The organism is Pseudomonas sp. TYF_14, assembly GCF_043105275.1.
Classification (GTDB): domain Bacteria; phylum Pseudomonadota; class Gammaproteobacteria; order Pseudomonadales; family Pseudomonadaceae; genus Aquipseudomonas; species Aquipseudomonas alloputida.
Map to the genome: position 1 here is coordinate 1 of NZ_JBICLK010000025.1, position 16,602 is coordinate 16,602.

The following is a 16,602-nucleotide window of genomic DNA, read 5'->3' on the forward strand; positions in this document are numbered from 1 at the left end:
CAGCCCCCCTTCCGCGTGTCCCCCCAACAACAGTCAACAATCACGACGAAGAGATTTGCCTTGGGATGCACATTCCGCACGTCAGACTTTCCTGAAACCCCGCCCCACCACTTCAACTCGGACAACCAAGCGAACTATCCTACGCGCCAGTCAGAAGCAGCTGAATTGTCGGGGAAATGCCTCAGGGATAACGTCACCGGGTCGCCATGTTGGTGACCGGGTGTGAGAACCCGTTGTGCACTGCTGCTCTACTGTTCAATGGCAGCCATTCGCGGGCAAGCTTCGGCTTGGCCGTTTTCAGTGCATCGGTTTCTCACCCCGCGCAATGGCTGCCACCTTTGTCCGTGAGAAAGATCGAGGTGGTGGGTTCTGTCAACGCACTGGAATCTCACCATGAAAAACAACAACCAATCCCCCCTCCTCACCGCAGGCATCGAAACCTTCCTCGAAGCCGGCAACCCCACCCTGAACCTGCTGCGCGTCCAACCCGGCATCCCCGTCGATGACGCATATGAACACGTCTCCGTCCTGCTGGGCTACTGCAAGCACTTGGTACGCGAAGGCGACATGGAAGACGACCACAAGATGCTGGGCGCAGCGGATTACCTGCTGGCCACCGCAAAAGCCCTGATGAACGACATCGAGATTGCGAAAAACAGGCACCACTGAAGGGAATGACGCGAGACCAGGCGAGGCTATGCCTCGCTTGCAGTCAGAAGAAATGGGCTTCATCAGGCCAGACGTGGCGAGGGCAAACCACTGCATTGGCCAAGCCCCACACTGTGGGAGCGGGCGCGCCCGCGAACACCGGCACCGCCGGTGCCATCCACCCCATGCCTACAAGATCACAGCCCCCACCCGCCGCTCAAATCTCACTGCGCGGATAAACACTGATAAACGCCGAGATGGCAATTGCATCCCCATCATCCACCTTCACCCGCGGGCTCTGCCCCGAGCGCTTGATGTCCGAGGCAAAATCAGCGGTCTTGAATGCCTGCTCAAGCTCGTCACCGCCCACCCCGGCATAAACGACCACCTGGGTACCGGTATTGTGCTTTTGCAGGGGCAGCTGCTTGATCTGAACCTGCACACCCGCCTTGGTCAGCGCAACGGCAATTTCCTTGGCAAAGCGCACGGCTTCCTTGTCATCTTTGTGGATATTCAGCAACACCACCGGCGCCAGCGTCTTAGCCTTCAGCTCGCCCGCCAATGCCTTGAACGCCTCATGCGCCTGCGGCGTCAGCGCTCTGGGCTTCAGGCTGGCCTCCAGCTTCAACCGCTCGGCCCTCTCGCGCTCCAGTTCGGCCCTGAGCGCATCGTTCTGCTCAATGAGTTGCTCGATCTCCAGCCTGGCCTGCACGTCCGACTCGTGGACGACAGTAACCGCCTGCGCCCCACGGGAAACGGGTACTTCGGCTTGCTGGTTTTTTACATCCGAGGTCATATGGGCAATGATCATCGCACTGGCGACGATCAGCGCAGCGATTACCGCAGTGGCAGAGGCTATGGCATGGATAAGGCTGGCTGCGTCTGCTGAAATATCAGGCATAAACAACTTCTTGAAGTTAGGGGTGTTCATCGGGCGGATGCTCTGGTGCGGATACAAGTCAAGCCAAGAAGGCTAGTGAGTCCTGGCAGAGTGCGATATTTTTCGGTTTTGCTGGAAAACACAAATACTCCACCAATGTTGCATGCCACACTGCGCCCTCTACGCTCCCTCTAGTGAATAAACCCAGCGGCCGCGCAAGGACAATGTCGGCTGTTGCCCACTAGCATTCGCGCTGCGCCCCTTCGGAAGTGGACCTGCCTGGCAGCCCTATCAGCCATCACGCAGTTTAATCAGTGGATCTCCCTTAATAGCCTCAGAAGACTTAAGGCTGGTATGGCGTGAAAACTATCGCGTGGAGTTACAGACTTTATCTGAGAAAGCGATACATCCTCTTACGCGCCAAAAGAGAACCGTACAATGCCGCTCAGGGTGAACAAATAAAATTTTGTACTCAGCTGCGCTCCTTTTGACCTCATCGGTTACCTACGTGAGTGGCCTCACTTAAATATTCACGCCCTGCGTAACCTCATAACAAGGAATCATGAACTAGACAAGTAGCCCCTCATCCTTCCCTATATTGCTTCAGCATGCCCTCAACCAGCCGCAGCCCCCCTGCGCGTAGCGGCACAACGCCAGTTATCCCGTAAGGCTGGCAACCTGACGCGATCTGCTGTATCTATGATGCCCTTTCGACCCGGGGAGAAGGCTGTGGAGTGGTACGAGTCGCTTTTTTTGCAAATGTGTAGTCATGTTCTAACCCAGTCCAAGATGGCAAATCGCCGCGGACTCGCTGGGGCTTTGACTATGGACACCCCATCGACTCGCGATCTGGTGGAGAGTTACGAGCGTAATGTGGCAGTAGCGTTCAGCGCAGCAGAAATGAAAGACCATCTTTCACAAGGTGCAAACTGCGTGGTCCTGATCATTGTGAAAGAGCACCAATTCCAGAATTACTTGACCGATATCAACCGTCAGCAAGAGGTCGTCTTGAGTGCCACATTGCGTACGGATGCCCGATCCACCGAGTTTGCCAATTACCATGTCGACATCGCGATTATCCGACCCACCTCGTCAGGCCCCATGGACATAGCTCACTAAAACATGACGTTCGTTATAGCCCCTAACGCCGGGCAAGCGCCGCTTACATTCATCCTCCGAAAGTGTAGGCGGCAGAAATTGCAGCGCTCACCTGGCGGCGCCCTGAGCATCCTATGGAAACTCCAGCTATGATGCCCCCGGGCCCTGATCGATGTGCAAAGCGACGGCTCATTCAGCGTGAGTAGCCCCCTCGCCTGCATCATGGACCTGAACGCTCGTGGCAATAACCAAGCCATGGCTTTTACAAGCTGGCTCCACCTGCCTCAACGAGGTAGCGCAGCAAAACTCATGCGGCTAATCATTTTGCCCATCATCCCCTTCTTGACGGCGCCTTCAGTCGGCACCGCATATGACGGAGGATTGCTCATCAGCCTTTAAAGCACTCCAGGCTGCAGCAGCAAAGCCCAAAGCGTTGACGCAGCCAGCAAGATATAGAAAAGTCTGTGGTAAGGGAGCGCTCCCCCGGCCCAGAACATCCCCGAGAGCATCACCAACCAGCCCAACGGTAGAAGGTAACTGTGGGCCTGTCCTGTGTCGCGGAATCGACTAATACATCGGTCGACCTATGACTTTCTTGATAGAAAGGGTGAGGTTCACTGGCTGTCTATAGGGTGATGCCGTAACACAGGATTGTGAATATCACGCTTTACGCAAAAGGTCTTTGTTTACTGGCCATTTGACACTCAGTTACGAAATTTCTACCAAGACCGCACCGCGTGTCAGCGCCAGCTTTGCGATCTGGATGCCAACCTTCACCCGGCACAGCACAGGATCTAACTGCTCAGCCAGCCTCAGAGGGGTCTCGGCAGGCGGACACGAGCAGGGGCCCTTAGCTAGTCGAAATAGGCAAGCCGTGTAACCGAATTTGCGCATGCTTTGGAGCCAGCGGGTCACGAAAATGACCGAGCGCTGTGGTATCGCCGAGCGCCTAGGAATATGATGTGATCATCACTTACAGATGACTATCATACTTCGGCTAGTGAAGCCGGCAGGATTAATACCGAACAAATAATCCCCAGCCTCCTCCTCGGTATCACCGGACCGCGCTACAACGCGGTATCCTCGTGTACTACAGGAGGCCTCAGCTCTCTGGTAACAGCGGTCCCATGACGAAGATAGGCCTGAGCAGTTGATGTGAACGCCTGTCTTACCTCTCACCGTCTTCATTTCCGAGGACGCAGCGCATCCGGTAAGGGCAATTACAGCGATTAGCAGAAGTGCATTGTACATTCAGATCCTCTAGTCTCAACTGGGACTGAGCCCCATCCAAGAGCATTAGCACTTGGATGGATGACAAAATCTGCGAACTACCTACCCTGTTGACTGTACCACCTCTGCGTCGAAAGGCGGCCTGCTATTCACCGCCATGATGCGCTAGTGTTTCCGGCGACCACCAGCTCCGCTCGGACGCCCCCTCCCGCCGGGCCAGTATCAAGCAGGGTCAGCCACGGTGTTTACCACGAAAGTAATTGATCAGGCCTTGGGTAGAGCCATCTTCAGCACTGTCTTCCAGGCTACCGACCAAGCGCTGGTAAACGCCCTTGCCCAGTTCCTTGCCCAGCTCGACGCCCCACTGATCGAAGGCGTTGATACCCCAGATAACGCTCTGTACGAACACCTTGTGCTCGTACATCGCCACCAACGCGCCCAGGCGGCGCGGGCTGATGCGCTCGACCACCAATGTGTTGCTCGGGCGGTTACCCGGGATCACCTTGTGCGGGGCCAGCTTTTCGATGTCTGCTTCGTTGAGGCCTTTAGCGCGCAATTCGGCTTCGGCTTCCTCGCGGGTTTTGCCCAGCATCAGCGCCTGGCTCTGCGACAGGCAGTTGGCGTACAGCCACTGGTGGTGGTCGGCCACCGGGTTGAAGCTCACCACCGGCACGATGAAATCGGCCGGAATCAACTGGGTGCCCTGGTGCAGCAACTGGTGGTAGGCATGCTGGCCGTTGCAGCCCACGCCGCCCCAGATCACCGGCCCGGTGTCGGTTTTCACCGGGGTACCGTCTTGCAGCACGCTCTTGCCGTTGGATTCCATGTCCAACTGCTGCAGGTGCTTGGTGATGTTACGCAGGTAGTGGTCGTACGGCAGGATCGCGTGGCTGTTCGCGTCCCAGAAGTTGCCATACCACACGCCCAGCAGGGCCAGTAGCACCGGCATGTTCTTGTCGAACGGTGCGGTCTGGAAGTGCTGGTCCATGGTGTAGGCACCGGACAGCAGTTCCTTGAAGTTGGCAGTGCCGATGGCCAGGGCGATCGGCAGGCCGATCGCCGACCACAGCGAGTAGCGCCCACCTACCCAGTCCCACATCGGGAAGATGTTTTCTTCGCGGATACCGAACGCTACAGCAGCGGCCTTGTTGCTGGATACGGCAATGAAATGGCGGTACAGCTCGGCTTCCGAGCCGCCTTGGGCCAGGTACCAGGTCCGCGCGGCCATGGCGTTTTTCAGCGTCTCGAGGGTGTTGAACGACTTCGACGAGACGATGAACAGGGTGGTTTCGGCGCGCAGGTTGGCCGACAGCTCGTGGAACTCGCTGCCGTCGATATTGGCCAGGTAGTGGCAGCGCACGCCGCGCTGGGCGTAGGGTAGCAGCGCTTCGGAAACCAGCTCGGGGCCGAGGAACGAACCGCCAATGCCAATGTTGACCACGTCGGTGATCGGCTTTTCGCTGTAGCCGCGCCACAGGCCATCGTGAATGCGGCCGACCAGTTCGGTAATCTGGTTGAGCACCTTGTGCACTTCCGGCATGACGTTCACGCCGTTGACACTGAGTTTGTCACCTACAGGCCGGCGCAAGGCGGTGTGCAGCACCGGGCGGCCTTCGGAGGCGTTGATGATCTCACCGCCGAACATCGCCTTGATGGCGTCCTGCAGGCCTACTTCATTGGCAAGGCTGACCAGCAGGTCGCGGCTTTGCTCGGTGATCAGGTTTTTTGAGTAGTCGAGGAACAGGCCGCAAGCGCTAAGGGAAAACTGGTCGAAGCGCTTGGCATCGGCGGCAAAGGCTTCGGACATGCTGAAGCCTTGCATGGCTTCGCGGTGTTGCTGAAGCGCCTTCCAGGCTGGCAGAGCAGTGACATCGTGAGGTGTACGGTAGAACGCCATTGCAAAAAGATCCCTGATACGGGTAAAGCCAGAACCTATCAATCGTTGTCAGGTTCCACGTCGGCGACATTATAGGCAATGCCCATGCGCAAGAAAGGGAAAAGCCGCATTCATGCGCGCAAAATACCGCTCACAAACGCCTGGCAGCCTCGCCATGCTCGAAAGGCAGCAGAAAAATTGTAGAATCGGCACAACCACGGTTAGCAAGGGCGCGCTGACTATTATCCCTTTGCCATGTCCTGCGGGTTGCCCCCTAAGGACCTATCGAGTAAAAAATGATCAAGATCAACTCCACAATCGAATGCTCCAACTCGGCTCCTTTTGTGCTATTCGGCGGCATCAACGTACTCGAGTCTGAAGACCTGGCCCTTAACGCCTGTGCAGAATATGTGCGCGTCACGCAGAAGCTGGGCATCCCGTATGTGTTCAAAGCCAGCTTTGATAAAGCCAACCGCTCATCGATCCATTCCTACCGTGGCCCCGGCATGGAAGAAGGGCTGCGGATCTTTGAAAAGGTGAAGGCAGAATTTGGTGTGCCGATAATCACCGACGTTCACGAAATCTACCAAACGGCCCCGGTGGCGGAAGTCGTCGATGTGCTGCAGCTGCCGGCATTCCTCGCCCGTCAAACAGACCTAGTTGTTGCCTTGGCCAAAACCGGCAAGCCGGTGAACATCAAAAAGCCCCAATTCCTCAGCCCTTCGCAGATGCAGAACATCGTGCATAAGTTCAAGGAAGCGGGTAATGACCAGTTGATCCTTTGCGACAGGGGCACTTGCATGGGCTACGACAACCTGATCGTGGACATGCTTGGCTTCGGCGTCATGAAGCGTACTTGCCAAGATCTGCCGATCATCTTTGACGTCACTCATGCCCTGCAGAATCGCGACCCATCGGGTGCGGCTTCTGGCGGTCGGCGCGAGCAGGTGGTAGAGCTGGCACGTGCCGGCATGGGAGTCGGATTGGCTGGCCTGTTCCTGGAAGCCCACCCAAACCCTGATCAGGCCAAGTGTGATGGCCCGAGCGCACTGCCATTGGACAAGCTGGAACCCTTCCTGGCACAAATCAAAGCGCTGGATGATCTGGTAAAATCATTCCCGCAATTGACTATTGCCTAATCTACGACGGTGAGTAAAGCCGCTTCTGGACAAGAAGCGGCTGCCTACCCAGGCAACGATAATTACCGGCTGTTTCACGCTACGGGATTGCCGTCAAAAATCTCGACGACGCCAACAATAGCCCCGCAATCGTCGACCACCGCCAAGGCACGGATTTTGTTCTCCAGCATGTAAGCTTCAGCGACCGACACGCGGCAATCCGCTGGAATGGTGTGGGGGTTCAGCGTCATGAACTCAGTTACAGAGGCATGAATAACCTGGTTATTTTTTAACAAGGCACGACGCAGGTCGCCATCCGTTACAATACCGACAAGTTCATTACCATCCATCACCATGGCTAAGCCAAGCCGGCTTTGCGTCATCATCAGCAGGCAGTCTTGAAAACTGCTCGCTGGCGAAACAATCGGTGCCGGCGAGTGCATTACGTCAGCTACGCGAGTCAACAATTTTCGACCAAGGCTTCCGCCGGGATGGTAACGGGCAAAGTCCATCGGTTTGAACTGATTCGCGGTAATCAGAGCCACTGCCAGCGCATCCCCCATGGCCATGGTGGCTAATGTGGACGTGGTAGGCGCTAGGTTATTTGGACAAACTTCGCGATCCACCGAAACATCAAGCCAAATGTCTGCATGTTTGGCTAGAGTGGAGTTGCCGCTCCCGGTCATCGCAATAAATTTATTGCCGAATGACTTGAGGCTGGGAATCAGCTTGATCAGCTCTTCGGTTTCTCCGCTGTAACTTATCAGCACCAGCACATCAACGGGCTTGAGCATCCCCAGGTCGCCGTGAAAAGCTTCTGCCGGGTGCAGGAAGAAGCTAGGCGTACCGGTAGAGGCAAAAGTAGCGACCATTTTTTTGCCAATCAGGCCGGATTTGCCCATACCACAAACTACTGTCCGCCCTTCACAGGCAAGAATCAAATCGACCGCGCTTTGGAACTGACCATCAAGACGATCCGCTAGTTTGGCGACCGCCTGGGCCTGGGCAACGAGGGCTTCTTTGGCGATATCAAGATGGTTCATCTTCACTCTTTAACTCATTAACAAAAAAGGTATGCTTCAACGGGACGCGGCATCAACTGTCCTGCCGCTGCTGTTGGTAGATCCAGTCGACAATTTCTCCTTCCGGCACATACCCGTTCACTAGTTCACGCAACAGTTGCCGGATACGGCCAAAGTCATCCACCGCCACTGCATTGAGTAACACGGCAATACGTTCACGCAAGACGTCCCAAGTGACGTAGTCTTCATTCGCTACCATGATCATCGGGTGGACGGTAGGCGAAACGTCATCGCCAATCAACAACTCTTCAAAAAGCTTCTCACCTGGGCGCAACCCCGTGAACTCGATGGCGATATCACCATTGGGGTTACCCGAGCTACGTACGCTAAGGCCCGAGAGATGAATCATTTTCTCAGCCAGCTCAACAATTTTTACCGGCTCCCCCATGTCGAGAACAAATACGTCCCCGCCCTGCCCCATCGCCCCTGCCTGAACCACCAGTTGAGCGGCTTCGGGGATAGTCATGAAATAGCGGGTAATCTTCGGGTGGGTAACCGTAATTGGGCCACCGGCCTTGATCTGCTTGTGGAACAACGGGATCACCGAGCCAGAGGAGCCCAGCACATTGCCAAAGCGCACCATGGTGAAGCGGGTTTTGTTCACCCGGGCGATCTTGCTGCTGTCACCGTACATGACGGGTGCCGCCTCGCGGCTTAGTGCTTGCAGAATCAACTCGGAAAGACGCTTGGTACCGCCCATCACGTTCGTGGGGCGCACCGCCTTGTCAGTCGAGATAAGCACGAAGTTGGCAACGCCTGATTGCAAAGCAGCCTGTGCGGTACAAAGCGTGCCGAACACATTGTTGAGTATACCCTCCGCCATGTTGTGCTCAACCATGGGCACATGTTTGTAAGCCGCCGCGTGGTAGACGGTGGCTACCCGCCAAGTGGACATAACGTGGGCAAGATGCTGCTGATTGCGTACCGACCCCAGAATGGGCAGCAGTCGCACCGGCAGCGACTCGCGCGCAACGCGTTGCTCCAGCTCACTGAGGATAGCGTAGAGGTTGTACTCGCTGTGGTCGAACAGCAGCAATGTCGTTGGCCCAAGCCCTATGATCTGGCGGCAAAGCTCGGAGCCGATGGAGCCACCGGCCCCGGTGACCAGTACCGTTTGCTTGTGGATGCAGCGTTCGAGCAGCCCTTCCTTGGCGGGTACCGGGTCACGCCCAAGCAAATCGGCAATGTCCACGTCTTGGATGTCATCCACTTTGACCCGGCCACTTGCCAGGTCGGCAAAGGCCGGCACGCTGCGCACGTGCAACGGGTAAGGTTCGAGCAAGGCGAGAATCTCCTTGCGCCGGGCGCGCGATACCGAAGGCAGGGCGAGGAGGATTTCCTGTGCACCGGTTTCCTTGATCATCTGCTGCAGATGCTTGGGCTTGTACACCTGCAAACCGGAAATGACCCGGTTGGCAAGGTCACTGTCATCATCAATGAACGCCACCGGGCGCATCGCCCGCCCCATGCGCAACGCTGCCAGCAGCTGGTTGCCGGCGGTGCCTGCACCATAGATGGCTACCTTGACCAGGCCATCATCGCGGTTGGCGAACGGTATCTGATGGGCGCCGGTAAACCAGTCACCCAGGAAATACTGGCGCATGATCAGGCGTAAACCACCAATGATGACCATGCTCAACCACCAATAGTTGAAAATGATCGAGCGCGGCACGATTACCTGATGGTTGCTGTACCAGTACACAACCACAGCCAGAATGAGCGATGACAGGGTAACGGCCTTGATAATGGTCACCAATGCATCATTGCCGAAGTAGCGCATCACCGCCCGGTACATGCCAAAACGAATGAACAGCGGAATGGCTACGAGGGGGGCAACCATGAACAACCAGGCGTGTTTGATGACCGGGTTATACATTTCATCGATGCCCAGGCGCACGATAAAAGACAACCATAACGCCAACCAGATCAGCACCACGTCGGCGCACACTTGCACAAGACGCTTTTTCCGCCTGGACAAGTTAACTAGGTACTCACGCACCCTGCTGTTCTTTGCGTCGCTCATTCGGCTCTCCTCACCGCAAAAGGACCTCGATTGAACAACCGGAGCATGGCGCCCCACTGCGGGTCAAGCAGCCCTTTACGATGCCTTGCGTGCTTGGCCATCCTATTCTTGCTCCCCAGCCTGATAGGTGATTGCCAGCAATATCAGAGGCACATAAGCGAACAGGGTTCCCAGTGCGCCATCGAGGTTCAACAGCACTACCGCCAGGGCCACCGGTAGTAGCCAGACCAGGTTAATAGCCGCCACGGCCAGGCTCACCGGTCGATGGTGACCATGCCGGCGAGCCGCATACTGATAAGCATGGCTGCGATGCGCCTGATAAACCTTGTCACCGCGCAGCAGGCGCCGCGCCAAGGTAAACGTGGCATCAACCACGAATACACCCGAAAGTATTAACCACCCCCAGAATAATAGCGGGTTTACCCAGCCTGCCACTAATGCCAGCAGCCCTAGCACGATACCCAGAAAGCCACTGCCGGCATCGCCCATAAAAATACGTGCGGGGGGGAAATTCCAGCACAGGAAGCCCGCCACAGTGGCCGCCAGTAATATCGGCAGCCACGCTGCCTCGGCATGACCAGTGAGCCAGTAGAGCAGGCTTCCGCCCATGCACACGCAGATGGCCTCGATACTGGCGATGCCATCAATGCCGTCCATGAAATTGTACAAGTTGAGCAGCCATACCAAATACAGCAAACCGATGGCGCTACCCAACCAGACCGGCGCCAGCAACAAGCCGAAAACGCTGAGCGGCGGCATCCCCCCTAGCCAGGCGAGCCCCCAAGCGGCCGCCGCAAAATGCCCCAACAGCCGCCAGCGTGCGGCGATGTGCCCGTGGTCGTCCATGAAGCCTATCAGCGCAACCAGCCCCCCCGCCCCCAACACACTGGTCAGCACTGCCGGAGCAACGTACCCGCCCCACCCCAGGCCCAGCAACGCAGCCAGGAAAGCGACCACGAAAGCCAAGCCGCCGCCTCGCGGGGTTGGCAAGGTATGCGAGCTACGCGCATTGGGGATGTCCAACAGGCTACGGGACAGCGCATAGCGGCGCAGCACGGCGGTCATCAAGCACGAGGCTACAGTTGCCAGCACAATCAGCCATATCATGGGCGGCGTGCACCCAGAAAAGATCGAGCGGTCATGTTCAGTCCTTGTTCCAATGTGCAAGGGGGGTACCAGCCTAGCAATTGCCGGTTTTTTTCAATGTCTACCTGCAGCGTGCCAAAGAGCCGCTGGGCAAGGTCTCGCCGGCCAATTAACAGCACAGCGCCGCGCAACAGGCCCGCGGGGACAGGCAACAGCCGAGCGGGCCGCCCGAGCGCAAGGCCCAGTGCACGTAGCAGTTGGGTGAGCGAGACATCGTCACCGTCGCTGGCCAGGAAGGTTTGGTTGGCAGCGCGAGGATGATCGATGCAGGTAACGACCAGGTCGACCAGGTTAGCCAACGAGACCAAGCTGCGACGGTTGCAAACCGCGCCGAACGGCAAGGGTACGCCACGCTGCAGCCAGCGCATCATACTGTGGAAATTGGCCTTGACGCCTGGCCCGTAGACCAGCACCGGTCGTATCACCACCACTTCCATGCCCGTGGCGGCCGCTAGCTGGCGCAGCCCCTGCTCCGCTTCGTGCTTGGACACGCCGTAGGCGTCCTGAGGTGCGGGGCTATCATCGGCACGCAGCGGCTGACCGGGCTGGCTGGATTCGCCATTGACCTTGATCGAGCTTATGAAAATAAAGCGCCGCACGCCTGCCGCCGCAGCCTGGCGGGCAAGGTTGAGGGTGCCGTCGACATTCACCCGACGGAACTCGGCCAAGCTGTCGCTGGCGGTTTCCTTCATTACATGTACACGGGCTGCGGCATGCACCACTAGGTCGACACCTGACAATGCCCGGGCCCAGTCGGTGGTGGCGCTCAAGTCCGCCACAGTCACCGCCTGAATACCGGCCACGGAGGCCCCGCCAAGGTCGCGCGATGCAGCCCGGATAGCGAAACTACCCAAGGTGGCCAGCTGGCGACACAGTGCGCCACCGACAAAGCCGCTAGCGCCTGTAACAAGTATTGTGCGTCTTTCCATGGGCTCGGTCTCAATTCACACAGGCCGCTTCGTGCCCGTTTCGCGGCGCAGGGCCACCCTCATAGAACAACGCATGAGCGACTGATCAAACAGAAACGCCTGCGGCAGTGCCTGAAAACGCAGACTGGCTGCCTACAACAGGCTACGGTAGAGATCGGCATACGCACCGGCCATGGCCGAAGCGGTAAATACTTCCTCATAACGTTGCAACGCCTTGGCCCCCATCGCCTGTGCCATGGCAGGGTCATCCCACAAGCGTTGCATGGCCTGCGCTAACGCTGCGGCATCCCGAGGCGGCACCACCAAACCGGTCTGGTCAGCCAGGTTGATGAAGGTCGTACCCGAGCCCATTTCGCAGCAAATCAGGGGCTTGCCATACATTGCCGCTTCCAGCAGAGAAATGCCGAACGACTCGGAACGCAGATGGGATGGAAATACGAATGCATAACACAGCTCCAGCAGCGCCGCTCTGTCATCGTCTGCCAGGCTGCCCAGGAACTGAACATTGTCAAGCCTGAGCTCAGCAGCCTGCTGTTTGAGCTGCGCTTCGAGGAAGCCACCGCCGATGATCACTACCGGCAGACGGTTGATAGACGCAGCCTGTAGCAGGTAATCCAGCCCCTTGTAGTACCGCAACGCGCCTACAAACAGGAAAAAGCGCTCGCTCATGCGTGCGCGCCAGTACGCCAGCTTTTCTACCGTCGCACTGGGATAGGTCGCCCGGTCCAGGCCGAACGGAATGATCGCAAGCTTGTCCTTGAAGCGTGTCAGCACCTGACTGTGCGCGGCATAGTTGGGTGAGGAGACAACAATACGGTCAACATTGGAAAGAAAACGGCTCATCAACGGCTGATACAGCTTGAGCAGCCATTTTTGCTTGATGATATCGGAGTGATAGCTGACCACAGTCGGCTTGTTCAGCCGCCCAAGAAAATGCACCAGATCCATGTAAGGCCAAGGGAAGTGGTAGTGCACAATGTCGGCCTGGGCCGCCAGCTCGGCGAAATCCTTGATCACCGACAGTGAAAAACCCGTTGAAGCGACATGCAAGTCCAGCTTGGAGCGGTGACTCAGGTGGCTGCCTACCGGTTCATTGCGCGCAGCCCCACGCGGGCTGAGGTATAGCACCTCTGATTGCACGCCGTGCTCACGGGTGCCTTCGGCGATCTGAAAAATGACCTGTTCGATGCCACCCATGGAGTCCGGGTAATACGTTTTAAAAAAATGCAGAACCTTGATCATCGTTCCTTGACCGACTTGTAAACCTCGACTGTACCCTGAGCGCAACGCTCCCAAGAAAAGCCACCGGCATGCAGCAGCCCCCGCTGCACAGCAGCAGACCGCCACGCTTCATCCTCGAGACCCTGGTGCAACAACCCGGTCAGGCCTTCTACATCATCGGGCGCGCACATCAACGCCGCCGAACCCGCTACCTCTGGCAACGACGAGCTGTTGGAACATACCACCGGTACCCCCGAGCTCATGGCCTCGAGCACTGGCAGGCCGAACCCTTCATAGTGCGACGGGAAGGTGAACAGCCGAGCGCCGGCAAACAGCAGCGGCAAGTCTTCACTGGCAACGAAGCCGAGGTAGCGCGCCCAGCCTTCCTGCTGTGCCTGGGCGATACGGCTGTGAATCGCCTCGCTACGCCAGCCATGATACCCACTGAGGATCAACGGCCAACGCTGGCGCAACGCAAGTGGCAAGCGGCCGTAAGCATTAAGCAAGGTCTCGATGTTTTTGCGCGGCTCGATGGTACCGACGAACAGGCTGTAGCCGCCTAGCTCCAGGCCGTGCCGTGCAAGGGTTTCACGCAATGCCTGAGGAGTCCGAGGATGGAACTGCGGCGAACTGGCCAGCGGTACCGCATGAATGCGCTCCAGTGGCCAGCCAAAGTAATCCGCCAACTCCTTCCGCGTGTGGTGCGAAACCGTGATCAGAGCGTCAGCACGCTCCAGGGTCAGCTTGAGCTCCTTTTGAAGGTAACGGGCAATCTGCGGCGTGTGGCAATGAGCCCAGGTAAAGGGCGACAGGTCGTGAAAGGTCGCCACTCTCGGCCCTGCAAACGGCGGCAGGTAGAAATTGGTGCTGTGGTAGATGAAGTCTTCATGGCCGCGCAACGCACGCTTGCGCAACAAAGGCATCAGGCGCCGATAAGCTTCAACCGCCAGGGCATTTTTCTGCACGAACCGCTTGAGCCCATGCACGGCGTCGGACTGGTCCGAAGGCTTGAGCAGTTCGGGCAAGAACCTGCTGCCAGCAAATAGACGCAGGTCACTGATTTGCTCGGCATGCTGCAGCCGTGACGCCAGTTCATAGGTGTAGCGCCCGATGCCGGTCAACGGGAAGCGGACCGACTCGACTGAAAGGATGAGCTTCATTGATCAGAAAGCATCCAACCCAAGGTTTCGTCCAGCGAAGGCGTATGCCACCCCGGCACAAACCCGCGCAGCTTGCCATTATCGCCACACAAGGTCTTGACCTCGTTGGCACGGACAAAGGCCGGGTTGACCTGCACGTCCAGCTGATGGCCGGTAATGGCGGAACACTTGGCGATAACCTCGCGCAGCGAATGCGTTTGCCCCGAGCTGACGTTGACTATCTGGCCCAGCGGGCGTGCCTCGATCAAGCCGCGGTACGCCTGCACGACCGCACGTACATCGCTGAAATCGCGCCATACGTCTAGGTTGCCGAGCTCGATGGTGTCGGCCTTGCGGCGAAAATGCGAAACAATCTTGGGCAGCAGGAAATTCTCTGCCTGCCCAACACCGGTGTAATTGAAAGGACGCGTGATGACGATAGGCAAACGGTCACACCACAGCCGCGCCATGTATTCCATGGCCAACTTGCTGACCGCGTAATCATTGGCCGGCGCTGGCGGGGTCTGCTCGCCCAGCATCCCTTCGGAAACGTTGCCATAGACGTTGGCACTGCTGGCGATCAACACGCACTCAGGCGTTTTGCCACAGGCCGCGATGGCTTCGAGCAGGTTGCGCGTGCCTATCAGGTTGACCTTGTAGAACGCGTCGGCGGTACCATGCCCGACAAAAGCGATGGCAGCCAGATGCACAACTACATCCGGCTGCAGTTCGGCCAGCAACGCGCGCAGGCCCTGCCCATCGGTCAGATCGACCTGGCGGTAGTCCGCAGCCGGCAACGGCTGGCTGCCTGTACCGAAGACTTCATAGCCGCCGGCCCGCAACTCGGCTGCCATGTAGCGGCCGGTGAACCCGTGAACACCTGTAATCAGCGCGCGCTTGCTAGCCTTTTGCATCAGAACGAGAACCCTTTTTCGTTACGACGCAGGTCGGCTTCGACCATCATGCGGCACAGTTCTTCAAGGTTTGTCTTAGGCTCCCAACCCAGAACGTCCTTGGCTTTGGCCGGGTTGCCGATCAGCAACTCCACCTCGGCCGGGCGGTAGAATTTTGGATTGATGGCAACCAGCACTTTGCCAGAGGCGGCGCAGGTGCCCTGCTCTGCCTCGTCCTTGCCGCTCCAGTTGATTTCGATACCGGCAGCTTTGAATGCCATGGTAACGAAGTCGCGTACGGTTTCGGTACGGTTGGTGGCCAGTACGAAGGTGTCTGGTTCGTCCGCCTGCAGCATGCGCCACATGCCTTCTACGTACTCTTTGGCAAAGCCCCAGTCACGCTTGGCATCAAGGTTACCCAGCTCGAGCTTGTCGAGCAGGCCCAGCTTGATTTTGGCGACGGAGTCGGTGATTTTGCGGGTCACGAACTCACGGCCGCGCAGTGGCGACTCGTGGTTGAACAAGATACCGCTGGTCGCAAAGAGGTTGTACGACTCGCGGTAGTTGATGGTCATCCAGTGGGCGTAGAGCTTGGCCACACCATAGGGACTGCGCGGGTAGAACGGGGTAGTTTCGACCTGTGGAATTTCTTGCACCTTGCCGAACATCTCGGAGGTGGACGCCTGATAGAAGCGGGCCTTCGGGTTGACGATACGGATGGCTTCCAGCAGGTTGACTGCACCCAGGCCCGTGATTTCGGCGGTGGTCAGCGGCTGCTCGAACGACACACCGACGAAGCTTTGCGCAGCCAGGTTGTATACCTCGGTAGCTTCGGTGGTTTGCAGCAGGCGGATGCTGGCAGACAGGTCGGTGAGGTCATACTCGACCAGATGCAAGTTGGGATTGGTGTGAATCCCTAGCTCCTCGATGCGCCAGAAGTTAACCGAGCTGGTACGACGATAGGTGCCGTAGACTGTGTAGCCCTTCTCCAGCAGCAGTTCCGCCAGGTAGGCGCCGTCTTGACCAGTGATCCCAGTAACGATTGCTTTCATGCGACTTAACCAACTCCGATAGTGCCGTGCGGGCATGTGTGTTTATTTGGCCTGACGCGGGCAATTCCAACCACGCGTATGAAGGTTAGACGAGGAAGTATACATAGGTCGGGCGGAGTACTCGACTCGCAATCAGATGTTGGCTACCCCGGCGCAAGTTCGGCCACCGGCCGATATTGCATAACCTTGGCACCCCCGTGCGCAAAGCAAGTGGGGCACGCGCACGAAAGGCGCATCAGGATACGTGCCGTCGAAGGACTGTTCCAG

General features: G+C 57.7%; 14 protein-coding genes. 3 read left to right on the forward strand and 11 right to left on the reverse strand.

Annotated features, from left to right (window positions below):
* Window positions 1–393: 393 nt before the first annotated feature.
* On the forward strand, window positions 394–669 hold the full coding sequence (locus tag ACF8O8_RS06825) for a DUF3077 domain-containing protein (protein ID WP_232859168.1): 276 nt from the start codon (window positions 394–396) through the stop codon (window positions 667–669).
* A 196-nt stretch (window positions 670–865) separates the two neighbouring features.
* Here the strand turns inward: ACF8O8_RS06825 and ACF8O8_RS06830 are convergent, their stop codons facing one another.
* Window positions 866–1,549: a hypothetical protein gene (locus ACF8O8_RS06830; protein ID WP_392509423.1), complete on the reverse strand. Its 684-nt coding sequence runs from the start codon at window positions 1,547–1,549 to the stop codon at window positions 866–868.
* Between the two features lie 804 nt (window positions 1,550–2,353).
* On the opposite strand from ACF8O8_RS06830, the gene ACF8O8_RS06835 reads away from it, so the two are divergent.
* Window positions 2,354–2,647 carry a hypothetical protein gene (locus ACF8O8_RS06835; RefSeq protein WP_274147167.1) on the forward strand — a complete coding sequence of 98 codons (294 nt, stop codon included), beginning with the start codon at window positions 2,354–2,356 and terminating at the stop codon, window positions 2,645–2,647.
* A 948-nt stretch (window positions 2,648–3,595) separates the two neighbouring features.
* Here the strand turns inward: ACF8O8_RS06835 and ACF8O8_RS06840 are convergent.
* Window positions 3,596–3,877 (reverse strand): hypothetical protein, encoded by a 282-nt coding sequence (locus tag ACF8O8_RS06840; RefSeq protein ID WP_230064511.1) that lies wholly within the window; start codon window positions 3,875–3,877, stop codon window positions 3,596–3,598.
* Window positions 3,878–4,088: 211 nt separating this feature from the next.
* Window positions 4,089–5,753, reverse strand: coding sequence for a glucose-6-phosphate isomerase (gene pgi, locus ACF8O8_RS06845; RefSeq protein ID WP_392509424.1), 1,665 nt, complete (start codon window positions 5,751–5,753; stop codon window positions 4,089–4,091).
* A 275-nt stretch (window positions 5,754–6,028) separates the two neighbouring features.
* Between pgi and kdsA the strand changes: the two genes are divergently transcribed.
* On the forward strand, window positions 6,029–6,871 hold the full coding sequence (gene kdsA, locus ACF8O8_RS06850; protein ID WP_014754147.1) for a 3-deoxy-8-phosphooctulonate synthase: 843 nt from the start codon (window positions 6,029–6,031) through the stop codon (window positions 6,869–6,871).
* A 74-nt stretch (window positions 6,872–6,945) separates the two neighbouring features.
* On the opposite strand, the gene ACF8O8_RS06855 is transcribed toward kdsA, so the two are convergent.
* From ACF8O8_RS06855 to gmd, 8 genes are all read right to left on the reverse strand, one after another.
* Entirely contained in the window at window positions 6,946–7,893 is a 948-nt protein-coding gene (locus ACF8O8_RS06855) for an SIS domain-containing protein (protein WP_392509425.1), read from the reverse strand.
* Window positions 7,894–7,945: 52 nt separating this feature from the next.
* Entirely contained in the window at window positions 7,946–9,955 is a 2,010-nt protein-coding gene (locus tag ACF8O8_RS06860) for a nucleoside-diphosphate sugar epimerase/dehydratase (RefSeq protein WP_014860664.1), read from the reverse strand.
* 102 nt (window positions 9,956–10,057) lie between these two features.
* Complete coding sequence (locus ACF8O8_RS06865) at window positions 10,058–11,062, reverse strand: glycosyltransferase family 4 protein (RefSeq protein ID WP_010952840.1); 1,005 nt, start codon at window positions 11,060–11,062, stop codon at window positions 10,058–10,060.
* Window positions 11,059–12,030, reverse strand: a complete 972-nt coding sequence (locus tag ACF8O8_RS06870; protein WP_010952839.1) for an SDR family oxidoreductase — start codon at window positions 12,028–12,030, stop codon at window positions 11,059–11,061. The genes ACF8O8_RS06865 and ACF8O8_RS06870 overlap by 4 nt, the downstream gene beginning before the upstream one ends.
* A gap of 132 nt (window positions 12,031–12,162) precedes the next feature.
* Window positions 12,163–13,272 carry a glycosyltransferase family 4 protein gene (locus ACF8O8_RS06875; RefSeq protein WP_392509434.1) on the reverse strand — a complete coding sequence of 370 codons (1,110 nt, stop codon included), beginning with the start codon at window positions 13,270–13,272 and terminating at the stop codon, window positions 12,163–12,165.
* The gene (locus ACF8O8_RS06880; RefSeq protein WP_010952837.1) at window positions 13,269–14,411 is read right to left on the reverse strand and encodes a glycosyltransferase family 1 protein; all 1,143 of its coding nucleotides are present in this window, start codon (window positions 14,409–14,411) and stop codon (window positions 13,269–13,271) included. The genes ACF8O8_RS06875 and ACF8O8_RS06880 overlap by 4 nt, the downstream gene beginning before the upstream one ends.
* On the reverse strand, window positions 14,408–15,304 hold the full coding sequence (locus tag ACF8O8_RS06885; protein WP_010952836.1) for a GDP-mannose 4,6-dehydratase: 897 nt from the start codon (window positions 15,302–15,304) through the stop codon (window positions 14,408–14,410). Before ACF8O8_RS06885 ends, ACF8O8_RS06880 begins: the two co-directional genes overlap by 4 nt.
* On the reverse strand, window positions 15,304–16,335 hold the full coding sequence (gene gmd / locus ACF8O8_RS06890) for a GDP-mannose 4,6-dehydratase (protein WP_014860658.1): 1,032 nt from the start codon (window positions 16,333–16,335) through the stop codon (window positions 15,304–15,306). Before gmd ends, ACF8O8_RS06885 begins: the two co-directional genes overlap by 1 nt.
* Window positions 16,336–16,602 lie beyond the last annotated feature (267 nt).